Source organism: Lacticaseibacillus salsurae, assembly GCF_045862175.1.
Lineage (GTDB): Bacteria > Bacillota > Bacilli > Lactobacillales > Lactobacillaceae > Lacticaseibacillus > Lacticaseibacillus salsurae.
The window spans coordinates 1-19,817 of sequence record NZ_BAAFZI010000032.1 but is presented as its reverse complement, the minus strand read 5'-3'; the positions used below and the strand labels follow the sequence as shown (position 1 = coordinate 19,817).

At 49.2% G+C, this 19,817-nt stretch carries 21 protein-coding genes; 13 read left to right on the top strand and 8 right to left on the bottom strand.

Going from position 1 to position 19,817, the window contains the following annotated elements; all coding sequences use genetic code 11:
• Position 1 precedes the first annotated feature (1 nt).
• Complete coding sequence (locus ACKTSG_RS09620; RefSeq protein ID WP_407894222.1) at positions 2-247, top strand: YdeI/OmpD-associated family protein; 246 nt, start codon at positions 2-4, stop codon at positions 245-247.
• A gap of 40 nt (positions 248-287) precedes the next feature.
• Here ACKTSG_RS09620 and ACKTSG_RS09615 read toward each other — a convergent pair whose 3' ends face one another.
• Positions 288-761 (bottom strand): nucleoside 2-deoxyribosyltransferase, encoded by a 474-nt coding sequence (locus ACKTSG_RS09615; RefSeq protein ID WP_407894220.1) that lies wholly within the window; start codon positions 759-761, stop codon positions 288-290.
• A 96-nt stretch (positions 762-857) separates the two neighbouring features.
• Between ACKTSG_RS09615 and ACKTSG_RS09610 the strand changes: the two genes are divergently transcribed.
• The gene (locus ACKTSG_RS09610; RefSeq protein WP_407894218.1) at positions 858-1,754 is read left to right on the top strand and encodes an ABC transporter ATP-binding protein; all 897 of its coding nucleotides are present in this window, start codon (positions 858-860) and stop codon (positions 1,752-1,754) included.
• Entirely contained in the window at positions 1,747-3,021 is a 1,275-nt protein-coding gene (locus ACKTSG_RS09605) for an ABC transporter permease (protein WP_407894216.1), read from the top strand. Before ACKTSG_RS09610 ends, ACKTSG_RS09605 begins: the two co-directional genes overlap by 8 nt.
• Before the next feature lie 74 nt (positions 3,022-3,095).
• On the opposite strand, the gene rlmD is transcribed toward ACKTSG_RS09605, so the two are convergent.
• On the bottom strand, positions 3,096-4,457 hold the full coding sequence (gene rlmD / locus ACKTSG_RS09600; RefSeq protein WP_407894214.1) for a 23S rRNA (uracil(1939)-C(5))-methyltransferase RlmD: 1,362 nt from the start codon (positions 4,455-4,457) through the stop codon (positions 3,096-3,098).
• A 96-nt stretch (positions 4,458-4,553) separates the two neighbouring features.
• Here rlmD and ACKTSG_RS09595 point away from each other — a divergent pair, with 96 nt between their 5' ends.
• On the top strand, positions 4,554-4,928 hold the full coding sequence (locus ACKTSG_RS09595; protein ID WP_407894212.1) for a hypothetical protein: 375 nt from the start codon (positions 4,554-4,556) through the stop codon (positions 4,926-4,928).
• A 63-nt stretch (positions 4,929-4,991) separates the two neighbouring features.
• Here the strand turns inward: ACKTSG_RS09595 and ACKTSG_RS09590 are convergent, their stop codons facing one another.
• A complete protein-coding gene (locus ACKTSG_RS09590) occupies positions 4,992-5,864 on the bottom strand; it encodes a hypothetical protein (protein ID WP_407894210.1) in 873 nt (290 codons plus the stop codon).
• Positions 5,865-5,909: 45 nt separating this feature from the next.
• Positions 5,910-6,497, bottom strand: a complete 588-nt coding sequence (locus ACKTSG_RS09585) for a helix-turn-helix domain-containing protein (RefSeq protein ID WP_407894208.1) — start codon at positions 6,495-6,497, stop codon at positions 5,910-5,912.
• A 67-nt stretch (positions 6,498-6,564) separates the two neighbouring features.
• On the opposite strand from ACKTSG_RS09585, the gene recX reads away from it, so the two are divergent.
• The 4 genes from recX (at position 6,565) to ACKTSG_RS09565 (ending at position 9,391) form a co-directional block, all read left to right on the top strand.
• A complete protein-coding gene (recX, locus tag ACKTSG_RS09580) occupies positions 6,565-7,356 on the top strand; it encodes a recombination regulator RecX (protein ID WP_407894206.1) in 792 nt (263 codons plus the stop codon).
• Between the two features lie 67 nt (positions 7,357-7,423).
• Positions 7,424-7,960, top strand: coding sequence for a nucleoside tri-diphosphate phosphatase (gene ntdP, locus ACKTSG_RS09575; RefSeq protein ID WP_407894204.1), 537 nt, complete (start codon positions 7,424-7,426; stop codon positions 7,958-7,960).
• A 54-nt stretch (positions 7,961-8,014) separates the two neighbouring features.
• Entirely contained in the window at positions 8,015-8,530 is a 516-nt protein-coding gene (locus ACKTSG_RS09570; protein ID WP_407894202.1) for a hypothetical protein, read from the top strand.
• A 99-nt stretch (positions 8,531-8,629) separates the two neighbouring features.
• Positions 8,630-9,391 (top strand): MerR family transcriptional regulator, encoded by a 762-nt coding sequence (locus tag ACKTSG_RS09565; RefSeq protein ID WP_407894200.1) that lies wholly within the window; start codon positions 8,630-8,632, stop codon positions 9,389-9,391.
• 142 nt (positions 9,392-9,533) lie between these two features.
• On the opposite strand, the gene ACKTSG_RS09560 is transcribed toward ACKTSG_RS09565, so the two are convergent.
• Positions 9,534-9,965 (bottom strand): GNAT family N-acetyltransferase, encoded by a 432-nt coding sequence (locus ACKTSG_RS09560; RefSeq protein ID WP_407894198.1) that lies wholly within the window; start codon positions 9,963-9,965, stop codon positions 9,534-9,536.
• A gap of 220 nt (positions 9,966-10,185) precedes the next feature.
• Here ACKTSG_RS09560 and ACKTSG_RS09555 point away from each other — a divergent pair, with 220 nt between their 5' ends.
• Together ACKTSG_RS09555 and ACKTSG_RS09550 are read left to right on the top strand one after the other, a co-directional pair.
• Complete coding sequence (locus tag ACKTSG_RS09555) at positions 10,186-11,763, top strand: peptide chain release factor 3 (protein ID WP_407894196.1); 1,578 nt, start codon at positions 10,186-10,188, stop codon at positions 11,761-11,763.
• A 12-nt stretch (positions 11,764-11,775) separates the two neighbouring features.
• On the top strand, positions 11,776-12,630 hold the full coding sequence (locus ACKTSG_RS09550; RefSeq protein ID WP_407894194.1) for an SseB family protein: 855 nt from the start codon (positions 11,776-11,778) through the stop codon (positions 12,628-12,630).
• A gap of 64 nt (positions 12,631-12,694) precedes the next feature.
• On the opposite strand, the gene ACKTSG_RS09545 is transcribed toward ACKTSG_RS09550, so the two are convergent.
• The 3 genes from ACKTSG_RS09545 to ACKTSG_RS09535 all read right to left on the bottom strand — a co-directional run bounded on the left by ACKTSG_RS09545 (position 12,695) and on the right by ACKTSG_RS09535 (position 17,127).
• Complete coding sequence (locus ACKTSG_RS09545; RefSeq protein ID WP_407894192.1) at positions 12,695-13,744, bottom strand: MucBP domain-containing protein; 1,050 nt, start codon at positions 13,742-13,744, stop codon at positions 12,695-12,697.
• Positions 13,745-13,762: 18 nt separating this feature from the next.
• A complete protein-coding gene (locus tag ACKTSG_RS09540; protein WP_407894190.1) occupies positions 13,763-14,059 on the bottom strand; it encodes a DUF1827 family protein in 297 nt (98 codons plus the stop codon).
• Positions 14,060-14,937: 878 nt separating this feature from the next.
• Positions 14,938-17,127 carry an ATP-dependent Clp protease ATP-binding subunit gene (locus ACKTSG_RS09535; protein WP_407894188.1) on the bottom strand — a complete coding sequence of 730 codons (2,190 nt, stop codon included), beginning with the start codon at positions 17,125-17,127 and terminating at the stop codon, positions 14,938-14,940.
• 218 nt (positions 17,128-17,345) lie between these two features.
• Here ACKTSG_RS09535 and ykzS point away from each other — a divergent pair, with 218 nt between their 5' ends.
• The 3 genes from ykzS to ptsP all read left to right on the top strand — a co-directional run bounded on the left by ykzS (position 17,346) and on the right by ptsP (position 19,628).
• Positions 17,346-17,537, top strand: coding sequence for a protein YkzS (ykzS, locus tag ACKTSG_RS09530; RefSeq protein ID WP_407894186.1), 192 nt, complete (start codon positions 17,346-17,348; stop codon positions 17,535-17,537).
• Between the two features lie 103 nt (positions 17,538-17,640).
• Entirely contained in the window at positions 17,641-17,907 is a 267-nt protein-coding gene (locus ACKTSG_RS09525; protein WP_125707579.1) for a phosphocarrier protein HPr, read from the top strand.
• Positions 17,907-19,628 carry a phosphoenolpyruvate--protein phosphotransferase gene (gene ptsP / locus ACKTSG_RS09520; protein ID WP_407894184.1) on the top strand — a complete coding sequence of 574 codons (1,722 nt, stop codon included), beginning with the start codon at positions 17,907-17,909 and terminating at the stop codon, positions 19,626-19,628. The genes ACKTSG_RS09525 and ptsP overlap by 1 nt, the downstream gene beginning before the upstream one ends.
• The last annotated feature ends 189 nt before the right edge of the window (positions 19,629-19,817 follow it).

The window sequence follows — 19,817 nt, the reverse complement described above, 5'->3', positions numbered from 1 at the left end:
AATGAGTCAAAAACCGTTATCTGAGTATACCCAAGACATTCCCAAGGTTTCAGAATTGCTCGCAGATGACCCAACGATGCAAGCGTTCTTTGACGCTTTGACGCCAGGCTACCAGCGCGAATGGGCCCGCTTTATTTTCGGCGTGGCGTCAAAAACCACTCAAGTCAAGCACATTGCGGCGATGAAAACCGTGTTTGCGGCAGGCTATAAATCCAAACGCGCGTATGATTCGCGCCCCAAAGCATAATAAATGGCGCTTCAACGAATCGTTGAGGCGCCATTTTGCGTTAGGCCTTGGCTAACACAGCTTGGATCAAGGCTTCTTCAGAATTAAAAATCTCGCCGTTGAGTTTGATCAAGCCGGTGGTGTACAAGTTCAAGTAGTGGAATTGATTTTCGGCGATGCTTTGTAGCGCGGTGAGCTTTTGTGGGTTGGTGGCACCTTGTTGGCGACTGTCGGTATACAGGCCAAAAACCGGAATATGCTTGGCATACGCCACGCCGATTTCACTGGCGACACCAGCATCGATCACCGGCCCATCTAAAATGGCGATCATCAGATCTGAGCGCAACACTTCTTGGGTGTCCGCTTGCGCGATCATGGTGGAGTCGGCGTAAGCATTTTTATCGTTGATCGCGGCATTTTCTTGCGGCAAATAAATGTCCAAAGCGCTTGATGCCAGCCGCAAGCGTTTGACCAAGCGGGCGTTGAAGTCAAAGTCCGCACGGGAAAATAACCCATTAGCAAAATAAATGTGCATGTGTGACCCTCCAAAAAAGATTGAGTCTAATATACCATTTTATGACTGTTTGTGCACGGTTTCATTTGATATGATAAGGGACAAAGGGGTGGGAAAATGTTAGAAGTGGAGAACTTGGTGAAAACCTTTGGCAGCATGACAGCTGTCGATCACGAAAGCTTTACGATCCGTCCTGGCGAGATCATGGGGTTGATCGGGCAAAATGGGGCCGGGAAAACGACGACGTTTCGGATGATCTTGAATTTCTTGACGCCAGATAGCGGGGCGATCCGCTGGAATGGGCATCCGTTGACCACCAAAGATTATGATGTGATCGGCTATTTGCCAGAAGAGCGCGGGCTGTATCCCAAAATGCGCGTGGCGGATCAAATCATTTATTTTGCGCGGTTGCGCGGGATGAAAACCGCCGAGGTCAAAGCGCGGATCCCAGAATGGTTGGACCGCTTTCAAGTGAAAGGCAAGCCGACGGATAAGATCAAAGACTTGTCCAAAGGCAATCAACAAAAAGTGCAGTTGATCGCCACGTTGATCCATGAACCTAAACTGGTGATCTTAGATGAGCCCTTTTCTGGGTTGGATCCGGTCAATGCCAGCATTTTGCAATCAGGGATCGAAATGCTGCGCGATGCAGGTGCGGCGATCATTTATTCCAGCCACGATATGGGTAACGTGGAGGCGATCTCAGATCATTTGGTGATGTTGAAAAATGGCCAAATGGTGTTGAACGGTACAGTGGCCGCAATCAAAGCCAGTTTTGGGCGCACGAAGTTGTATCTGGAATCGAATTTGACCGCTGAACAACTGCGAGGGTTTGACGGCGTTGAAAAACTCGTCGCCCATGGTCAAGAATTTGAGCTGACGTTAGCCGATCCAGCAGTGGGGCAGCGTATATTCGCCGAAGCGACGGCGAATGGGTATATTCCTGAATTTCGCCAACAGCCGCCGACGTTAGATGAGATCTTTCGCATGAAAGCAGGTGCCGCAGATGCATAAATTTTGGGTGGTTTGTGGACAAGTTTACAAGAAAAATGTGCGCAGTGGGTCGTGGCTGTTTTTGGTCTTGTCGCCGCTGATTTTCGTGGCCTTGACTGGATTAGTCGGGTATTTCATGGTCCAAAACGTTCAACCGGCCAAAGTCGCTGTGGTGATTGAAAATACCGCGGTGCCGCAAAAAACGTTCCTCAAAAACGCGATCCTCAAAACGTCAGATGACGACATTAAATTTCAAATGCGCGACACGCAATCCGCTGCCGAAGCCGCATTGACCAATGAAAAAATCGACGGGATCTTAACCGTGACGACGAAACCGGAGATCTCAGCAAAATATGTGGAGCGCAGCAACGCTGACAATAGTGTGGACTTAAGCACATTGACGGCGATGCTGTCACAACGCAAGCTTCAACAAACTGCCGCCAGTTTGAACCTGGCCCCGCAAGCGTTGAATGCGTTGTTAACGCCAGCTAAAGTCACCAAACGCACCGTCGCCATCGAAAATGGCAAGCAAGTCGCTAAAAATGATACCGCCGCTTTTGTGAATAAAGGGTTGGCGATGGTGTTAACGGTGTTTATCTTAATGATCACCATGGTCTATGGCTCAATGCTGGCCCAAGAGATCGCCACGGAAAAAGGCTCACGGATCATGGAGATCTTGTTGTCTAGCGTTTCAGCCACGACGCAGTTTTTCGGCAAGCTTGCTGGCATGTTATTATTGCTGGTGACGCAGATCGTCGCTTACGTGCTGGCTGGGGCGATCGGTTGGGTGTGGTTGGCCAAACTGGATTTCGTCAAGTCGCTGCTCAAGCAAGTCGACTTTTCGGTGTTGGCTTCACAAACGACCGTGATCGCGGTGTTGTTTTTCATTGTTGGGGTGATGACTTACGCCGTTTTGGCGGCGTTGACTGGGTCGTTGGTATCCAATCAAGAGCAAGTCAACACAGCGGTGATGCCGATTTCGATGTTGGGGTTGGCAGGATATTTCTTGTCGTTTATGGCGCAAAGTGGCGATTCGCCACTATTGCGCATCACGAGCTTCGTGCCGTTTCTCAATGCCACAGTGATGCCGGTGCAATTGGCGTTAGGGCATGCCGGTTTTGGCATGGCTTGGGCGTCTTTGGCAGTGAGTGTGGTATTTTTGATCGGGTTTACTTGGGTGGTGGTGGGCGTTTATCGCGCCAATGTCTTGGTTTATTCAGAGGCCAGTTTCTTTAAGCGCCTGCGCACCAGTTTCAGTATTTGGAACGCTGAACGCAAAGCCTCCTAGCCATGCGGCCACAAAAAGCGATGCCAAGGATCTTTTGAAGATCACCTGGCATCGCTATTTTGATGCGTTGAAACTCAGCGTTTGGAGAATTTCACCACCGCTTCGCAGCGCGCCGTTTGCGGGAACATGTCGATGGATTGAATGTAATCCACGCGCCAGTCTTTGGTCAATTGCACCAAATCGCGCGCTAGCGTTGATGGGTTACAAGAAATATACACGAAGCGCTTGGGTTGCGCGTCATGCAACGCATGAATAAACCCAGCGTCTAAGCCTGCGCGTGGCGGATCCACGATCACGGCATCGGCGCGGAAGCCATCTGCCAACCACTTTGGCAAAACGTCTTCGGCTTTGCCTAACACATAATGGGCATTTTCGATGCCGTTGGCTTTGGCGTTGGCATTGGCGTCATCCACGGCTTCTGGAATGGTTTCCATGCCGCGGACTTCTTTGGCCAAATGCGCCAGTGACAACCCGATGGTCCCAACGCCTGCATAGGCATCTACTAAAGTTTCATGTGGCTTAAGCTCCAAAGCAGTGATGGCTTGTTTGTACAAGCGCTCAGTTTGTTCGGGATTCAGCTGTAAGAAAGCTTGTGGGGACAAGCGAAATTCCCGCCCCATGATGGTTTCCATTAAATAAGGCGTACCAGCTAATAGCTGGGTCTTTGGGCCCCACACCATTGCGGTTTCACCTTTGTTGATGTTTTGTGACACCGAGATCACGCTGGGAATATTGCGGGCAATGGCTTCAAGCAGTTGATTTTTATGGGGCAACTTCGCTGAGTTGGTGACGATGGTCAATTGTGCTTGCCCGGCAGTATTTTCACGCACCACCAAGGTTTTGACGATGCCAGATTTTTGCGCTTCGTCGTAGATTGGGATGGCCAATTGCTCCAGGATGGTGCAAAGCTGGTTGATAATGGTCATGGTCAACGGTTTTTGGGTGGCAAATTCAGTTAATGGCACCAGATCATGGGAGTTTGGCGCGTACAGCCCCGCGCGCACATGCCCGTCGATCATCCGCACTTGAAATTGCGCTTTGTTGCGGTAATGTAGCGGGTGTTTGGCGCCGATGGTGGACTTTAAGTCATAATGTTGCCAACCAGCTGGCTTATATTTGGCCAAAGCTTGGCTGACGACATCGCGTTTAAAGTTCAACTGCGCGCCGTAATCCATGTGGCCGAGTTCAATGCCGCCAACTTTGCCCCAGTTCGGGTCGATCGGCTTGACGCGATATGGGGATGGGGTTTTGATGCGGTGCGTTTTGGCTTCTAAATACCGTTCGTGGATCTTGGTGACTTCAGCGACAACAACTTCTTGTGGCAACGCACCTTCAACAAATGTGATCTTGCGTTTGTAGTAGCCGATGCCGTTACCATTGATATCTTGGCGCTTGATCGTTAAGGGGAAGCGCTGCCCGATTGTGATTTCGTCCATTTGTTCCTCCTGATTGCTGTTTCTAGTGTAACCGATTAAGGGTGCGTGTGCACACTTATCTGGTATAATGAAGCCAAAGCCATCAGGAGGAAGTCCATGAAGATCTATTATAACAACGCCATGTCCCAAAAAATGACCGCAAATGTTTGGGTCAATGACAAGCAATATAGTTTAAGTACCCATGATCATTTAGACTTGAATGTCCAACGCGGCGATAAGGTCCAATATAAAGTGGGCAAATTCTCGGCCAAGCGGGCGATCAATTATCAATCCCCAACTGCCAGCTTCAGCATCGAACCAGATAAAAAGCTACAAGGCATTTATATTGCGATCATGGTCGCGGTGTTATTGTTGCTGTGGTACATGAAATCAGAAAATTCACCTTTGGTTTATATCATTTTGATCGCTGCAATCATTGGGTATGAAGCCGTCAGCTACTTCCGCGGATATATGGCCCGACCGATGCACTAACACCAAAAAAAGACTCCTGCCAAGCTTGTCTGAGTAGACTGGTTTGGCAGGAGCCTTTTTGCGTTATTCTGCAGTTGCCGCTTGGGCGTTTTTGGCGTCATGGCGTTTGGTCAATTCAGCATATAGCCGGTAGTAATCTTCTTCTTGCGCCAAGGTTTGCCACTGGATCAACGGGGGATGATCTTGGCCATAATATTGGTTGATCAACTCCGGTGACGTTAAAGTGGTGATGATCACATCAGCGTCAACTTGCGTGGTGCCTTCAGCCAGTTGGACAAAACTGATGCCGTCTAAGAAATGCAAAATGTCGCGCAAGGTGAACGTTCCAGGCTCGATCAACACGGCCACGTTGAGTTGATGATCAGCGTCTAGTTCTGGAAAATCATCGCGCACCACCCCGTAAATGACTCGGCGCATGATGCTTTGATATGGGCGCATCGCCGCCGCGTCGCCAGTGAGGTTTTCAAAATAAGTATCGATCAAAGCCGGCAAGCGACCAAATGCCGCTGCGTTGCGGTCTTCATCATAAAAATCCAAGCGCTTGGCGAAGTCGCCGCCGAACAACCAATATGAATAAGTGACCCGATACAAGTTGGCCCGCAACAAGTCATGATCTTTCGGCGCGTTTTGCAACACATCCGCCTCTTGGGACGCTAAGAAATCGATCAACCCGTCAGCAAAATGTGCCACCACACTGTTTCGGCGTTGAAAATGGTCGATCAACCAGCGGTCAGTGGCAGTGGGTTTAGGCGCCAGTGACAAAAAGTGGATCCGACAAAAATAGAAAAAGCCACTTTCATTCGTCGCCACCCAAGCACGGTCGGCTTGGATCACATCAGGCAATACTTCTGCGCCTGGCGCTTGCGTCAAGCGGGTGAAGGCGACTTCTTGCGGTAACACGGCGCCTTGGGTCATGCGCATATGTTGGACCATCATCGCCAAAAGGTCTTGTTTGGCTAAACTCGGGTCTGACGTGAACCATTAATCAGGATAAGTGCGCGCGATGCGAGAACATTCACTTAAGCAAAGTTGATAATCGGCGTCGCCTAAAGGCCAACCCACGCCGCGATAACCTAAGATAAAGAAGTTGAGCATCACCATGCGAATGCGCAATTCGCTGCCTTCCAGCCCCCAAGCGCTGGTGTTTAAGGTGACGCCTTTGGATTGTAAGTAAGCCTTGAACGGCTCCACGCGCCGGCGTAAAGTGGAGATACTGATATCATGTTGGGTACAAAAGTCATGCACATCTGGCTGCGGCGTTTTGAATAAATAATCAAAAAAAGCGAAAGCCATGGAATGTGTCAACAAATGGAAACGATATTGATCGACGGTGACGTTTTGGGAGAGTAAGTTGAACGCAGATTCATCGGCAGTGGCGACAGGCTCTGGACTGAAGCTTTGCAGATCAGCCATGATGTCTTGAAAGGCATTGTAGGTTTGTGAGTAACTGAGCTGTGCTTCTTGACTCAGCTTGTTGACTGTGAAGGCTGTGTTTTGTAGGGCTTTTAGGACGCGGTAGACGCGGTAATTGATGGTAGCCCGTTTATCGAAGAAGTAAGCTTCAAACATCGTTAGTCTCCTCACATGAAATTACCGTAAGTATAGCACATCAATACCTTGCCAAGAAAGGAAACTCATGCCAACGATCACGAAAATCACCCCACAAAAGCTCGCTGGGCGATTCAATTTATTTTTAGATGATAAATTTGCTTTTGGTGTCAGTGAAAGCACGTTAGTCAAATATCGCTTGACCAAAGGTATGGTGTTAGACCAACAAGCCGTCAGCAACGTCAAAGCCGCCCAACAACAAGCCGAAGCCAACGCCATGGCGCTGACTTATTTAGCGGCGCAACAGCGCACCCGCCATGAAGTCGCTGAAAAACTCAAAGCCGCACAGATCCCACCTGCAGTCATTGCCAACACCTTAGCTTATTTGGCGGACTTGCATTATTTAGATGACGCCCAATACGCGCAAAGTTTCATTCATGATGCCTTGAACTTAGGCGACAAAGGCCCAGGTGTGGTGACGCAAAAATTGATCCAGCGCGGACTTAGCGACCAAGTGATCCAAGCGGCGATCGCTGAAGTTGATGCCGATCACTGGCTGCCAGCAGCCAGACGCGCCGCCAAAAAAGCCGCCAATCAAACCACTCGGGAGCTTTTTTTCAAGCGGCAACAAAAAATTCGCTTGGCGTTGATCAAAAAAGGCTTTTCTGCCACAGTCGCCGACGCGAGGTTACAAGAACTGGATCTGCAAGCAGACGTTGACGGCGAACATGAGCGTTTGGTCCAAGAGGCGCAAAAGCAATGGCGAGCCAAGCGCAAATACACCGGCTTTGAGCGGCGCAATCGCGTGAAAATGGCGCTTTATCGCAAAGGCTATGATCTGGATGCCATCGATGCGGTGCTGGATGAGTTTGATGATTGAGCCATGGATTGTTGGAAATCTTTTTGGTATAATTGTGCGGTACAGATCAATAGGAAGCTGGTTTAAGATGCGGATACCCAAAGAAGGCGATTCAGTCGCCATCCAAAGCTACAAGCACGATGGGAGCCTACACCGCACATGGCGAGATACAATGGTTCTTAAAACCAGCGAAGACGCATTGATCGGTTGTAACGATCACACTTTAGTGACCGAAAGCGATGGCCGGCGGTGGTTGACCCGCGAGCCGGCAATTATTTACTTCCACAAGCATTATTGGTTCAATGTCATCGCTATGATCCGAGAAGGCGGCGTGTCGTATTATTGTAACTTAGCCACGCCGTATACCATGGATATGGAAGCGGTGAAATATATTGATTATGATCTCGATGTCAAAGTGTTCCCAGACGGCGAAAAGCGCTTATTAGACGTTGACGAATATGAAGCCCACCGTCGCCGCTGGCAATACCCAGTCACGACGGATCGCATCTTAAAAGCCAATGTCAAAGTGTTGGTCGACTGGATCAACCATGGCAAAGGACCATTTTCACAAAGTTATATCGACTTGTGGTACAACCGGTACTTGCAACTCTCTCACCGGGTGTAGACCCAACAAAAGTCAGGGGGAGCCCCTGGCTTTTTCTTTTGAATGGAGGAAATCATGACAGAATTATTGACCCAACCTGAAATGAGTTTTGTCGGGCAAGTTTACATGCCAGAAGACACCGATCAAATGGGGACGTTCTCCGCTTGCTGGGATGAATTCAATGAAGCAGGCCATTTTGACAAATTGGATCAGCAAACTGACGACCCGAACCGAACGTATTTGTTGATCTTTTCGCCTTATGGGACTTTCCAATACTGGATCGGTAGTATTTTGCCCAAAGACGCCACAGCCCCAGCCGGTTTGGAAAAACTTAAACTGCCTGCTGGCACCATCGGCCAAGCCGTTGAAGATGCCAATGGGGTATTGAGCATGTTGCCAGTGGAAACCACTTATATGAAAGGGCTAGAACGCCTGGAAAAAGCCGGCTTCCCCTTGCCCCAACATATCGGCCAAACCGATCACCCGTATTATTTGGAAGAATATTGCCTCAAAGATGGCCAAGTGGCGCAAGTGAAGCACACGCTTTATATCAACTTGGATCAATTGGAAGGCTACGACGAATTTGATTAAAGCAAAAGTGTGGCGATGATCGCCGCACTTTTTTTGACTGATCGCTTGACCTTGACGCGACGAGAAGGCTTATGGTTGGAAAGTCAACAGGAGGGTGCCATGACTTATACCATTCAAGAATTTGCCCAGCTGTCTGGGGTGACGCCACGGACATTGCGGTATTATCACCAGTTGGGGTTGGTGGAACCAAACGTTGCTGCCAATGGTTATCGCCAGTATTCAAGCGCCGATGCCGATCGCTTGCAACAAGTGCTGATGTTCACTGAGCTGGGATTTTCACTTAAGGCGATCAAGTCGCTGCTGGATGCGCCAGCGTCAGTGCAACTGCAAGCGCTGGCTGATCAAGAAAAGGTCTTAGCCACCAAATTAGACCGCTTGGCGCAAAGTCGCTTGCGCCTGTTGTTGACCCGACAAAATTTACAAGGAGACCACCACATGACCGATCCGCAGAAATTCGCCGCGTTCAAGCAAGCCAAACTGGCTCAAAATGATGCTCAATATGGCCAAGAAGTCGTCGCCACTTATGGGGATGCTGCCAAACGTGCCGCCGATCAGCATTTCATGGGTTTAACTGAGGCGCAATATACCCAAATGCAAACATTAGAAGCGCAACTGAAAGCGGGCTTGATCGCCTATCTGGCTGAACCCACGCTGCCAAGCACAGTGGCGCAACAAGTGTTTGAAGCGCACCGCAACTGGCTGAAAGTTACCACGCCAAAGTATTCGCCGAGCATGCATCAAGGCATCGTCAAACTATATTTGGCTGATGAACGCTTTGCTGAGTATTATACGAAACTCGTCGGCGATTCGCGCGCCACTGACGCATTAGTCGCAATCGTGGATCATTATTTAGCACAGTAACGTCAAAACCACCAACGCTTGCGGCGAAGGTGGTTTTTGATTTGATTTCAGGCCGCGCAGATAGTTAGCCGGCTAAGGACTTCCAGGTCTAGATTTTGCCGGACTAAACAAGCCGTCGAATTTGTGTCGACGGCCGGTTTGCTTACAGCATCATATGCATTTCACGATGGCGAATGCCGGCTTCCATAAATTCTGGTTTATCCGTTGGCGTGTAACCTAACGCTTTGTAAAAGCCTAATGCTTGGACTTGCGCGCCTAAGCGAATTTCTGGGGCTTGGACGGCTTTGGCAAAGGTTTGCATGGCTTCTAGTAAGGCTTTGCCAACACCGTGATGGCGGTATGCTTTTTCCACGGCGACACGCTGGACATGATAGCCATAGTCTTCTGGCAACAAGCGCGCCGTACCGATCGGCAAGCCAGCTTCATACGCCACAAAATATGTGCACAAGTCTTCATTGGCGTCGACTTCCAAATGTGGATCCACGCCTTGTTCGTGAACGAAAACAGCGGTACGGATCGCCAAGGCGTCGCGGTAGGTTTGTGATTCAAGGTGGGTGGTGGTTTTGATTTCCATGCTGATCCCTGGTTTCTCATAATATTTTCATTTATTATAGCACGGATTTAATCTGGGTCAAAAATATGGTTGCGCACATCAAGCCTAACGTGACGCGCCATAAGTGTAGGTAGACGCGGGCTTGGGTTTTCTTTATAATGGATAACGACCACGCTTCGACTTTTTTGCTCGAAGCGCTTTTCGCGGGCTTTGACCCAAGTGACGTTTGAAAGGACATTTAATGAAACCTCAAGTCTTAAAAGATGAAGTCGCCAAGCGGCGCACGTTTGCGATTATCTCTCACCCGGATGCCGGGAAAACCACCATCACCGAGCAACTGTTGTTATTTGGGGGTGTGATCCGTGAAGCCGGTACTGTTAAAGCCAAAAAGTCAGGGCATTTTGCCAAGTCTGACTGGATGGCAATTGAAAAACAACGTGGGATCTCTGTCACCAGTTCGGTGATGCAATTCGACTATGCCGGCAAGCGCATCAACATTTTGGACACGCCAGGGCATGAAGATTTCTCTGAAGATACGTATCGGACCTTAATGGCCGTTGACGCAGCAGTGATGGTGATCGATTCGGCCAAAGGGATCGAAGCGCAAACCAAAAAACTCTTCAAAGTCGTCAAACAACGCGGGATCCCGATTTTCACCTTCATGAACAAACTTGATCGTGATGGCCGCGAACCGCTGGACCTGATCGCTGAACTCGAAGACTTATTGGGCATCGAAGGTTTTGCCATGAACTGGCCAATGGGGATGGGCAAAGGCTTGATCGGCTTATACGATCGCATGGCCAACCAAATCGAGTTGTACCGAGAAAACGAAGCCGGCGAGAAATTCTTGCCATTGGATCAAGACGGCAAACTCGATCCTAGCGAACCGATCGCCAATGAATCGACTTACCGCGATACCTTAGATGATATCGACTTGCTTAACGATGCTGGGAACCAGTATGATTTGAAAAAAATCATGGCCGGCGATCAAACGCCAGTATTTTTCGGTTCCGCTTTGACCAACTTTGGGGTGGAAACATTCTTGAAGCACTTCGTTGAAATGGCACCAGAACCAGGTCCCCACACCATGCAAGATGGCGAAGAACTGTTGCCGACAACGCCTGATTTCTCCGGCTTTGTCTTCAAGATCCAAGCCAACATGAACCCGAACCACCGTGATCGCATCGCCTTTGTCCGCATTGGGACTGGCGAGTTTGAACGGGGGATGGATGTCACTTTAGCCCGCACTGGCAAAACGTTGCGCTTGAACAACGCCACGGAATTCATGTCAGACTCGCGTGAAGCCGTGCAAACCGCTGTGGCTGGTGACATTGTCGGGTTATATGACACGGGTAATTTCCAAATCGGCGATACGATTTATGCCGGCAAGCAAAAACGCGAATACGAAGCCTTGCCGCAATTTACCCCAGAATTATTCATGCGCGTCACCGCCAAAAATGTCATGAAGCAAAAGTCATTTCACAAAGGCATGCAACAGCTGGTGCAAGAAGGGGCCGTGCAATTATATCGGACCTATTCGACCAACGATTACATTCTAGGTGCGGTGGGGCAGTTGCAGTTTGAAGTGTTCAAATTCCGGATGCAAAACGAATACAATTCAGAAGTTGAAATGAGCCCGATCGGCAGCCGCGTGGCGCGTTGGATCGACCCAGAACAACTAGATGAGAAAATGTCCAGCTCGCGTAACTTGTTGGTCAAAGATATTCACGATGACCCGTTGTTCTTGTTTGAAAACCAATACGCTTTGCGCTGGTTTGCTGACAAGTACCCGGATGTCACTTTAACGTCAAAACTATAGGAGGCGTCAACCATGGGAATTTTCAACTTTGGTAACAATGATGCAGACCAGAACCATTCCAATGATCACCCAGTCGACCCAGTGCACCAAGTCACCAATGATGATCTGTTAGGCTTGTGGCGCTCAGTCACCCTTGACCAATCCCAAGAAAACATGTCCGCTTTCTTGGAGAACTTAGTCGAAAATGCCAACTTGATCACCTTTGCCTTAAGCGACTCGGAGGTGCCAACGACTGAAGACGGCCATTTGGACTTCGATCAACCCATGGAGATCTCGTTTCCATTGTTGACTGGCGAAGACGACAAAACCTTCCATCCATTTTTCACTGATTGGCAAGCCGCTTCAACGCTACTGGATCAATGGATCGACGGCGGCAACCAAGACACTGTCGATCGTTGCCATGGCGTGGTGATCAACTTCTCAGAAATGGTCAACTTGATCGCCTCAAACGATGACGTGCAAGGCGCAGTGATCAATCCGTTTGAAGACAACATCACCTTGGACCGCGATTCGTTGATCGATTTGAACAAACAGGCCCAAGCGCGTCATGACCAAACCGACCAACCGGTGCACATCGGCGACAGCCAAAAAGCGCCAGAAGGGTTGTTGGAATCTTTGGCAGACAAATTTGCCAGTGACGACTTGGTGCAAAAAGCCTGGATCAAAACCTTGACCATCGGCGATCAACAATCGTTCTTCTTGATTTTGGATATGCAAGTGTTAGATGATTACAGTGAATACTTTGATCAGCTGACAGTGATTGCCAATGAATACTTGGCTGATTCTGAATTAGGCATGACCATCGCCCCTTATTCAGACGAGATCGCCGAAGCCGTTGACGGTTCGGTACCATTTTTTGCCAAATAAGTTTTGCTTAGCCAAGCCGTGTGCTTGGCTTTTTTGCTGCAAAAAAAAGACGCCTCACGCGTCTTTAGTGGAGCTTGATGAAAGTGGCCAGTACATAGCTGTTGTCAGCCAAGCGATACCACTTGGAGTGATTGTCCAATTCTGCGATCGCCGTAATGGTCACACTTTGGCCTTCGACCAGGCGCTTGGCACAGACTTGGCCAAAAGGCGCCTGCCAACGGGTGGCATCGGCAATGCAGACGCCGCGGCGGTTGGTGGCCACTTCGTCAGTAGTAAACAAAGTATGCGGTAAGGCCAGTGGGGTGGGATCAGGTAAAAACGGATTATCGGCTTGACCCAAAGTGTCATCGGCAGTGATCCATTGCGCCCCGCCAACATTCAACCACACAGTGTGCGTGTTTGTATCGCGCATTAAGGCATATACGCGCCAAAAGGTGTTCGCCGGTAATGCTTGGCGCAGTGGCTTTCCAGCAAGCGGCGCTGAGTAAGCCAGCTTGGCAGTTTTAAGTTGAATATAGGCTTCTTCAGGCGCTTTTCCGCGTTCTAGTGGCGTTAAGTTGTAGTCAAATTGCAATTGTTGCGACGTGGCCGAAAAGGTCCCTGTTTGCTTAGATTCACCAACCACATGATCGCCAAATTCCGCCAAAGGTGTGGCGACAAAGGTTTCGTTGACGACGCCAGTCAGCACTTCAGGCACTTGCAACAAGCGGCCATTTTGATCGCGATGATACACCATCACTGGCGCGGCGACACGTGGGGAATAGCGGCACAAAATCATTTGGGAAGTTTGTGGGAAGACTTGCGTGAACCCGCTGATGGCAGTTAACACAAAGCCGGGGATGACCGCCCAAGTGATCGGCAAACGCTCACCTGGATGACCCATTAAGTCAGCAGGTTGATGCAACATGGTGTGATCAACGGCATTTTGATAATAGACGCGCACATGGACACGCGAATCAGCCACACCCGTTGCTGGTGGCAAGGGAGCGGCTGCAGGTTTGGCTTTGGGTTTTACTGGCGGCGTGTTGGCAGCTGGGCGTTTGATGGTCTGCGCGGTGGGACGCGGCGCCGGTTTTGGCTGAAGCCACGCTTTGATGCGAGACAAAAGACTCATAGGGAACTCCAATTGATTTTAAGATTCAGCTTTACGAGATTGCGAGTTCAAGCTGATCTCAGCCAGCTTTGGTCCGCGGACCACATCGACGTCTTTGAGGCTGACGCCGCATAATTTCTCCAAGGTAAAGGCCAGCTCAGCATCTTGTACATTGCGAGTCTCATTGGTGAAAAGCAATTCATCATGCGTTGCCGCTTGGGTGTAAACCACTGTGGTGCTGCCAAGCGAGTAAACTTTCACAAATTGCGTGTCGGTGTGCGCCAGCTGCTGAGCAACTAAGTGCGGGTAGCTATTGGTAATATCGATCAACCGCATAATCAAACACGTCCTTTCAAAACGAACTGGTTCTGATTCCTACTTTCATTATAGTTTAAGCGGCTTCAAACTGCTAGGCACAAGCCCCACATCCTGTTGATTTCGCGCGCATCTTTCAAGAAAAATTTTCCTGAAAAGCTGGTCGTTTGGATCTGGGACTCCGGCTGGTTGCCACCGCATGGTGAGGGTCCGATGGAAAAGCTAGCCAGGATGTCTCGCAACTCCTGTTTTGCCGGATCTTTCCCTGCGGCTTTCCGTAAGCGATAAATCGCTAACGGAAATCTCACCATGCGGTGGCAACCAGCCTCCGTCCCAGATCCAAACGACCGGTTATTGCACAACCAGTTGATGATTTGCGTGATTTTGACAACTAGTAGGCAATACCTACTAGTCCGAACCTCATGCGTCTGTAATATCGCACTCACACAAGCATGCAGTGGGGATTAGGGGACTAGCATAACAAACCAAACATGGCTAATGGTCCATGGCAGGAAATGTCACAATGATTCGAGAAAATCTGGACCATGATAACTTGGCCCGCTTTCTGAAGTGGCCAAATGCTGATCTTGTTTCATCGAAACATATATTGACCTGAATATTCAACGCGCTAACGGAGAAAATCTGTGGGCGAAGGCAAAAAGTGCGCAGGCGGGCTGGTCATCAGCCGTGGGGGTCTTAGCGATTTATCGCTTAGACCCCAGCGAGAAGGAGATCCACTTTGCGTTTATGAGCGTAGCGAATGCAAAGTTAGCTCCGACGAGCGGCATAGCGTTCCATGACCAGCCCGCCGGAGTGCTTTTTGCCGTAGCCCGCAGATTTGCGGCCTTGCAAGCCAAAAAAAGCCAAGGCATACGGCCTTGGCTTTTCAATGAAACAGGTTATTCAGCTTTTTCGGAAATGGCGATCTCACCATTGGCGATGCGCGCTTCCAAGTTCTTAGCCGCAGGATGGTCGAGATAGTAATCCGCCACGCGGTCTTCGATTTGTTCTTGGATGACCCGGCGCAATGGGCGAGCACCCATGGCAGGATCATAGCCTAACGTGACTAACTTTTCCTTGACGGGGTCAGTGACATGGATCGTCAAACCTTGGTCATGGATGTTGGCATTGGTGTCAGTGATCATCAAGCCGACGATCTGCATCAAGTCAGCCTTAGACAAGGACTTGAACTCAACAATGTCATCAAAGCGGTTCAAGAATTCTGGCTTGAAGTAGTTGCCTAATTGACCAAGCACCGAATGGGTGGTGCCGTTCATGCTGGCACCAAAGCCGACATTGGCTTCAGCATCAGTGGAGCCGGCGTTTGAGGTCATGATGATGATCGTGTCTTTAAACGAAACCGTGCGTCCTTGAGAATCAGTCAAGCGGCCATCGTCTAAGATCTGCAAGAACATGTTCATGACATCTGGATGGGCTTTTTCCACTTCGTCTAACAAGATCAGACTGTATGGGTTGCGCCGTACTTGCTCAGTTAGTTGGCCGGCTTCTTCATAGCCGACATAGCCAGGAGGGGACCCGATGAGCTTGGACACGGAGAATTTCTCCATGTACTCGGACATGTCAAAGCGGATCATCGCTTCTTGTGAGCCGAACAGCTCTTTGGCTAATTGCTTGGCTAATTCCGTTTTCCCAACGCCGGTAGGGCCGACGAATAAGAAACTGCCGATCGGACGACCGGTTTTGTTAAAGCCGATGCGGTTGCGACGAATGGCACGCGCCACTTTATCAACGGCGTTATCTTGGCCGATGACATGGGCTTTAAGATCAGGCGCCAAGGTTTGCAACTGCTGTTGTTCTTGTTGCTTGAGTTCGCCAACTGGGATATGGGTCTTTTGTTCGACGATCTGCTCCATATCTTTTTCAGTGACAGTCGGGGTATCTTCATCAGATACGGCGGCTTGATCTTGTTGCATTTTTTCAAGCTTGTTGACTTGGTCGCGATAAAAGGCGGCTTTTTCATAGTCTTCTTGCTTTAATGCGGCTTGTTTTTGACTTTCCGCGTCTGCGATCTTCTTCTTTAACGCGTCAGGGTCAACGACTTTGATGGTCAAGTTCTTCTTCGAACCAGATTCATCCAATAAGTCGATGGCTTTATCTGGCAAGTAGCGGTCTTGGATGTAGCGGTTGGACAAGGTCACCGCTGCTTTGATCGCGTCGTCAGTATATTTCACATGATGGAAATCTTCGTAGCGCTTTTGAATGCCTTTGAGGATCGCTTCAGTTTCTTCGACACTGGGTTCGTCGACAGTCACTGGCTGCAAGCGCCGGGCCAAAGCAGCATCTTTTTCGATTTGACGATATTCGTTGTTGGTGGTGGCCCCAACTAATTGGAGTTCGCCACGCGCTAATGCTGGCTTTAACACGTTGCCAGCGTCCATGCCGCCTTCAGCGTTGCCGGCGCCAACGATTTCGTGGATCTCATCAATGAACAAAATGGTGTTATCAGACTTCTTTAATTCATCTAATAACTGTTGCATCCGTTGTTCAAACTGACCGCGAATGCCAGTGCCTTGGACTAAGGAAACCACGTCGAGTTGGATCACTTGACGATCTTGGAGTTTCGTTGGGACATCGCCGTTTGCGATCTTTAAGGCTAAACCTTCGACTACGGCAGTTTTCCCGACACCGGCTTCACCGATCAACACAGGGTTGTTTTTGGTGCGCCGGTTCAAGATCTCAATGACCCGAGCGATTTCACCGTCACGGCCGATCACTGGGTCGATCTCGCCATTTTTGGCCTTTTGGGTCAAGTTGACCCCGAATTGGCCAAGGACGGAATTCCCATTGCCGCGGCGATTGTTACCACCGCCGTTTTGACCACTTTGGGTCGGTGGGGTTTGAGGTTGTTGTGGATTTTGGTCCATGCCTTGGCTCATAGCCTTGAAAATGTCATCGAGGCCATTGAAGCCAAAAGGATCATTTGCATTGGTTGGTTGCATTTGGCCTCCTGCTTGTTGTTTCAACTGTTGGTAGCAATTCTGACACAAGTTGATCTCTTGTTTCGTCCCATTGACGCTGGTGTACAAGTGGATCGTTGCGGGGTTTTGATGACAGTTCTCACAAAGCATTTCGTCACTACCTTTCTATATAAGCTCGTCGATTGAAAGCCGACTGACCTTCATTGACCAAAACTCAGTATACACGCTTATTTTTGAAAAGCAAGCACTCTAATGCCGAGAGTGCTAAATTAATCGTGAAACCCTTGGTATGTGAGGTTTTAGCGGTTGTTTACCGGCGATGATAATGCTAACATTAAGGTGTTGTTGAAAGGAGGGGCTCACTTAATATGTCCGTAGACTACACCGCGTTGATGGATCAGCTGCGTGCTGGACAGATCGACGAGATCAAAATTGATCCGACCACTTTTGCAGCATTTCGGCGCGCTTGGACCAATTATCCTGCGCGTAAAGAAATCGTAGGCACTGCAAGGCGCGAAGGCGTGATTTATTACCATTACCACCCGCTTGACCATAAATAATACTTGTCGTGAAAACGGAATAATGGTAAGGTTTACAGGAGATAGAATGAAGCCATTCTATTCGGCAAAAATTTTTTTCAAATGACGAAGGAGCAGATTACTCATGGAAAAACGCGAATTTAATGTTATTGCAGAAACAGGTATCCACGCCCGTCCGGCGACCCTTTTGGTACAAGCTGCCAGCAAGTTTAATGCCGACATCAACCTGGAATACAAGGGCAAGAGCGTTAACTTGAAGTCCATCATGGGCGTTATGTCCCTGGGTGTTGGCCAAGGTGCTGATGTCACCATTTCCGCTGAAGGCGCCGACGAAGCAGACGCAATTGCTGCTATCGAAGAAACCATGAAGAAGGAAGGCCTCTCTGACTAATGACAAAGCAACTCAAAGGGATCGCCGCAAGTGATGGTATCGCAACTGCGAAAGCCTACATGTTGGTGCAACCCGATTTGTCATTCAAGCAGAGTTCCGTTAAAGATGCAGACGCTGAAGTTCAGCGCCTGCATTCTGCTTTAAAGCAAAGCACAGACGAACTCCAATTGATCCGTGACAAAGCGGCTGAATCCTTAGGCGAAGAAGAAGCACAAGTTTTCGACGCCCACATGATGATCCTTGCAGACCCAGAATTTACTGGCGCGATCGAAAGCAAAATCAACGATGACAAGGTCAATGCCGAACAAGCCTTAAAAGACGTGTCCGACATGTTCATCTCCACGTTTGAAGCCATGACTGACAACCCCTACATGCAAGAACGCGCCGCAGATATCCGCGACGTTTACACGCGTGTATTGGCACACTTATTGGGTCGCACGCTGCCAAACCCAGCGCTGATCGACTCTGAAGTGATCGTGGTCGCTCACGACTTGACCCCAAGTGATACTGCCCAATTGAACAAAAAGTACGTCAAAGCTTTCGTCACTGATATTGGCGGCCGCACGGCGCACTCTGCGATCATGGCACGTTCTTTGGAAATTCCTGCTGTCGTGGGGACCAAATCCATTACCGCAGATGTCAAAGACGGGCAAATGTTGACTGTTGACGGCTTGACTGGTGAGATCACCATCGACCCAAGTGACGAACAGATCAAAGCTTCTCAAAAAGAAGCCTCTGATTATGCCGCACAAAAGGCTGAATGGGCCACTTTAAAGACAGCCAAGTCCATTACCGCTGATGGCAAGCACTTCACCATTGCCGCTAACATCGGCACACCAAAAGACCTCGATGGCGTTTTGGCTAACGGGGCTGAAGCCATCGGTTTGTATCGTTCCGAATTCTTGTACATGGATTCTAGCGAATTACCAACTGAAGACGATCAATTCGAAGCTTACAAACAAGTTCTCGAAACGATGAGTCCAAAACAAGTGGTTGTTCGGACCATGGATATTGGTGGCGACAAGCACTTACCATATTTGCCATTACCAGAAGAACAAAACCCATTCATGGGCTACCGGGCGATTCGGATCTCTTTGGATCGCGATGACATTTTCCGTACGCAGTTGCGGGCATTGTTGCGCGCTTCAGCATTTGGCAAGTTAGGCATCATGTTCCCTATGATCGCCACGATCGCCGAATTTGAAGCAGCCAAGAAGATCTTTGAAGAAGAAAAAGCGAAGTTAGTGGCTGATGGCGTTAAGATCGGCGACGATATCGAATTAGGCATGATGATGGAAATTCCAGCTGCCGCTGTGTTAGCTGATCAATTTGCCAAGCATGTTGACTTCTTCTCCATTGGGACCAACGACTTGATCGGCTACACCATGGCCGCAGATCGTGGTAACGAACGCGTTTCTTACTTGTATCAACCTTACAACCCATCCATCTTGCGTTTGATCAAGAACGTCATCGATGCGGCGCATAAGGAAGGCAAGTGGGCTGGTATGTGCGGGGAAGCGGCTGGCGACCCTGTCATGGTACCGATCTTACTGGGTATGGGCTTGGATGAATACTCCATGTCCGCAAGCTCCGTATTGAAAGTGCGCAGCTTGATGAAGAAGTTATCAACAGAAGATATGAAGAAGTTGGCTGAAAAAGCCGTGACTGAATCTGAATCCAACGAAGATAACATCAAACTGGTCCAAGAATTCACCAAGTAGTGACCTCAAAAAGTCTGACCGATCGTGGTCAGGCTTTTTTTTGCGCTGAAAAGCCGAATTATTTTGGAAATTTGTCAAATGGTGTTGAAGGATAGTTTTTATCCTTTGAAGGTCTCCCCGACCGTGGGAGGCTTTTTTGTTATTTAATTGTTTAAGGAACTATGATGGATGCAGGGATAATGGTATTTT

Excerpts from the sequence above, each read along its gene's own strand:
- ACKTSG_RS09615 (WP_407894220.1), bottom strand. The coding sequence starts at position 761 with ATGCACATTTATTTTGCTAATGGGTTATTTTCCCGTGCGGACTTTGAC.
- ACKTSG_RS09525 (WP_125707579.1), top strand. The coding sequence starts at position 17,641 with ATGGAAAAACGCGAATTTAATGTTATTGCAGAAACAGGTATCCACGCC.
- rlmD (WP_407894214.1), bottom strand. The coding sequence starts at position 4,457 with ATGGACGAAATCACAATCGGGCAGCGCTTCCCCTTAACGATCAAGCGC.
- ACKTSG_RS09610 (WP_407894218.1), top strand. The coding sequence starts at position 858 with ATGTTAGAAGTGGAGAACTTGGTGAAAACCTTTGGCAGCATGACAGCT.
- ykzS (WP_407894186.1), top strand. The coding sequence starts at position 17,346 with ATGTCCGTAGACTACACCGCGTTGATGGATCAGCTGCGTGCTGGACAG.
- ACKTSG_RS09550 (WP_407894194.1), top strand. The coding sequence starts at position 11,776 with ATGGGAATTTTCAACTTTGGTAACAATGATGCAGACCAGAACCATTCC.
- ACKTSG_RS09595 (WP_407894212.1), top strand. The coding sequence starts at position 4,554 with ATGAAGATCTATTATAACAACGCCATGTCCCAAAAAATGACCGCAAAT.
- ACKTSG_RS09540 (WP_407894190.1), bottom strand. The coding sequence starts at position 14,059 with ATGCGGTTGATCGATATTACCAATAGCTACCCGCACTTAGTTGCTCAG.
- ACKTSG_RS09555 (WP_407894196.1), top strand. The coding sequence starts at position 10,186 with ATGAAACCTCAAGTCTTAAAAGATGAAGTCGCCAAGCGGCGCACGTTT.
- recX (WP_407894206.1), top strand. The coding sequence starts at position 6,565 with ATGCCAACGATCACGAAAATCACCCCACAAAAGCTCGCTGGGCGATTC.
- ntdP (WP_407894204.1), top strand. The coding sequence starts at position 7,424 with ATGCGGATACCCAAAGAAGGCGATTCAGTCGCCATCCAAAGCTACAAG.
- ACKTSG_RS09535 (WP_407894188.1), bottom strand. The coding sequence starts at position 17,127 with ATGCTTTGTGAGAACTGTCATCAAAACCCCGCAACGATCCACTTGTAC.
- ACKTSG_RS09590 (WP_407894210.1), bottom strand. The coding sequence starts at position 5,864 with ATGATGGTCCAACATATGCGCATGACCCAAGGCGCCGTGTTACCGCAA.
- ACKTSG_RS09585 (WP_407894208.1), bottom strand. The coding sequence starts at position 6,497 with ATGTTTGAAGCTTACTTCTTCGATAAACGGGCTACCATCAATTACCGC.
- ACKTSG_RS09605 (WP_407894216.1), top strand. The coding sequence starts at position 1,747 with ATGCATAAATTTTGGGTGGTTTGTGGACAAGTTTACAAGAAAAATGTG.
- ACKTSG_RS09560 (WP_407894198.1), bottom strand. The coding sequence starts at position 9,965 with ATGGAAATCAAAACCACCACCCACCTTGAATCACAAACCTACCGCGAC.
- ACKTSG_RS09545 (WP_407894192.1), bottom strand. The coding sequence starts at position 13,744 with ATGAGTCTTTTGTCTCGCATCAAAGCGTGGCTTCAGCCAAAACCGGCG.
- ACKTSG_RS09570 (WP_407894202.1), top strand. The coding sequence starts at position 8,015 with ATGACAGAATTATTGACCCAACCTGAAATGAGTTTTGTCGGGCAAGTT.
- ACKTSG_RS09565 (WP_407894200.1), top strand. The coding sequence starts at position 8,630 with ATGACTTATACCATTCAAGAATTTGCCCAGCTGTCTGGGGTGACGCCA.
- ptsP (WP_407894184.1), top strand. The coding sequence starts at position 17,907 with ATGACAAAGCAACTCAAAGGGATCGCCGCAAGTGATGGTATCGCAACT.
- ACKTSG_RS09620 (WP_407894222.1), top strand. The coding sequence starts at position 2 with ATGAGTCAAAAACCGTTATCTGAGTATACCCAAGACATTCCCAAGGTT.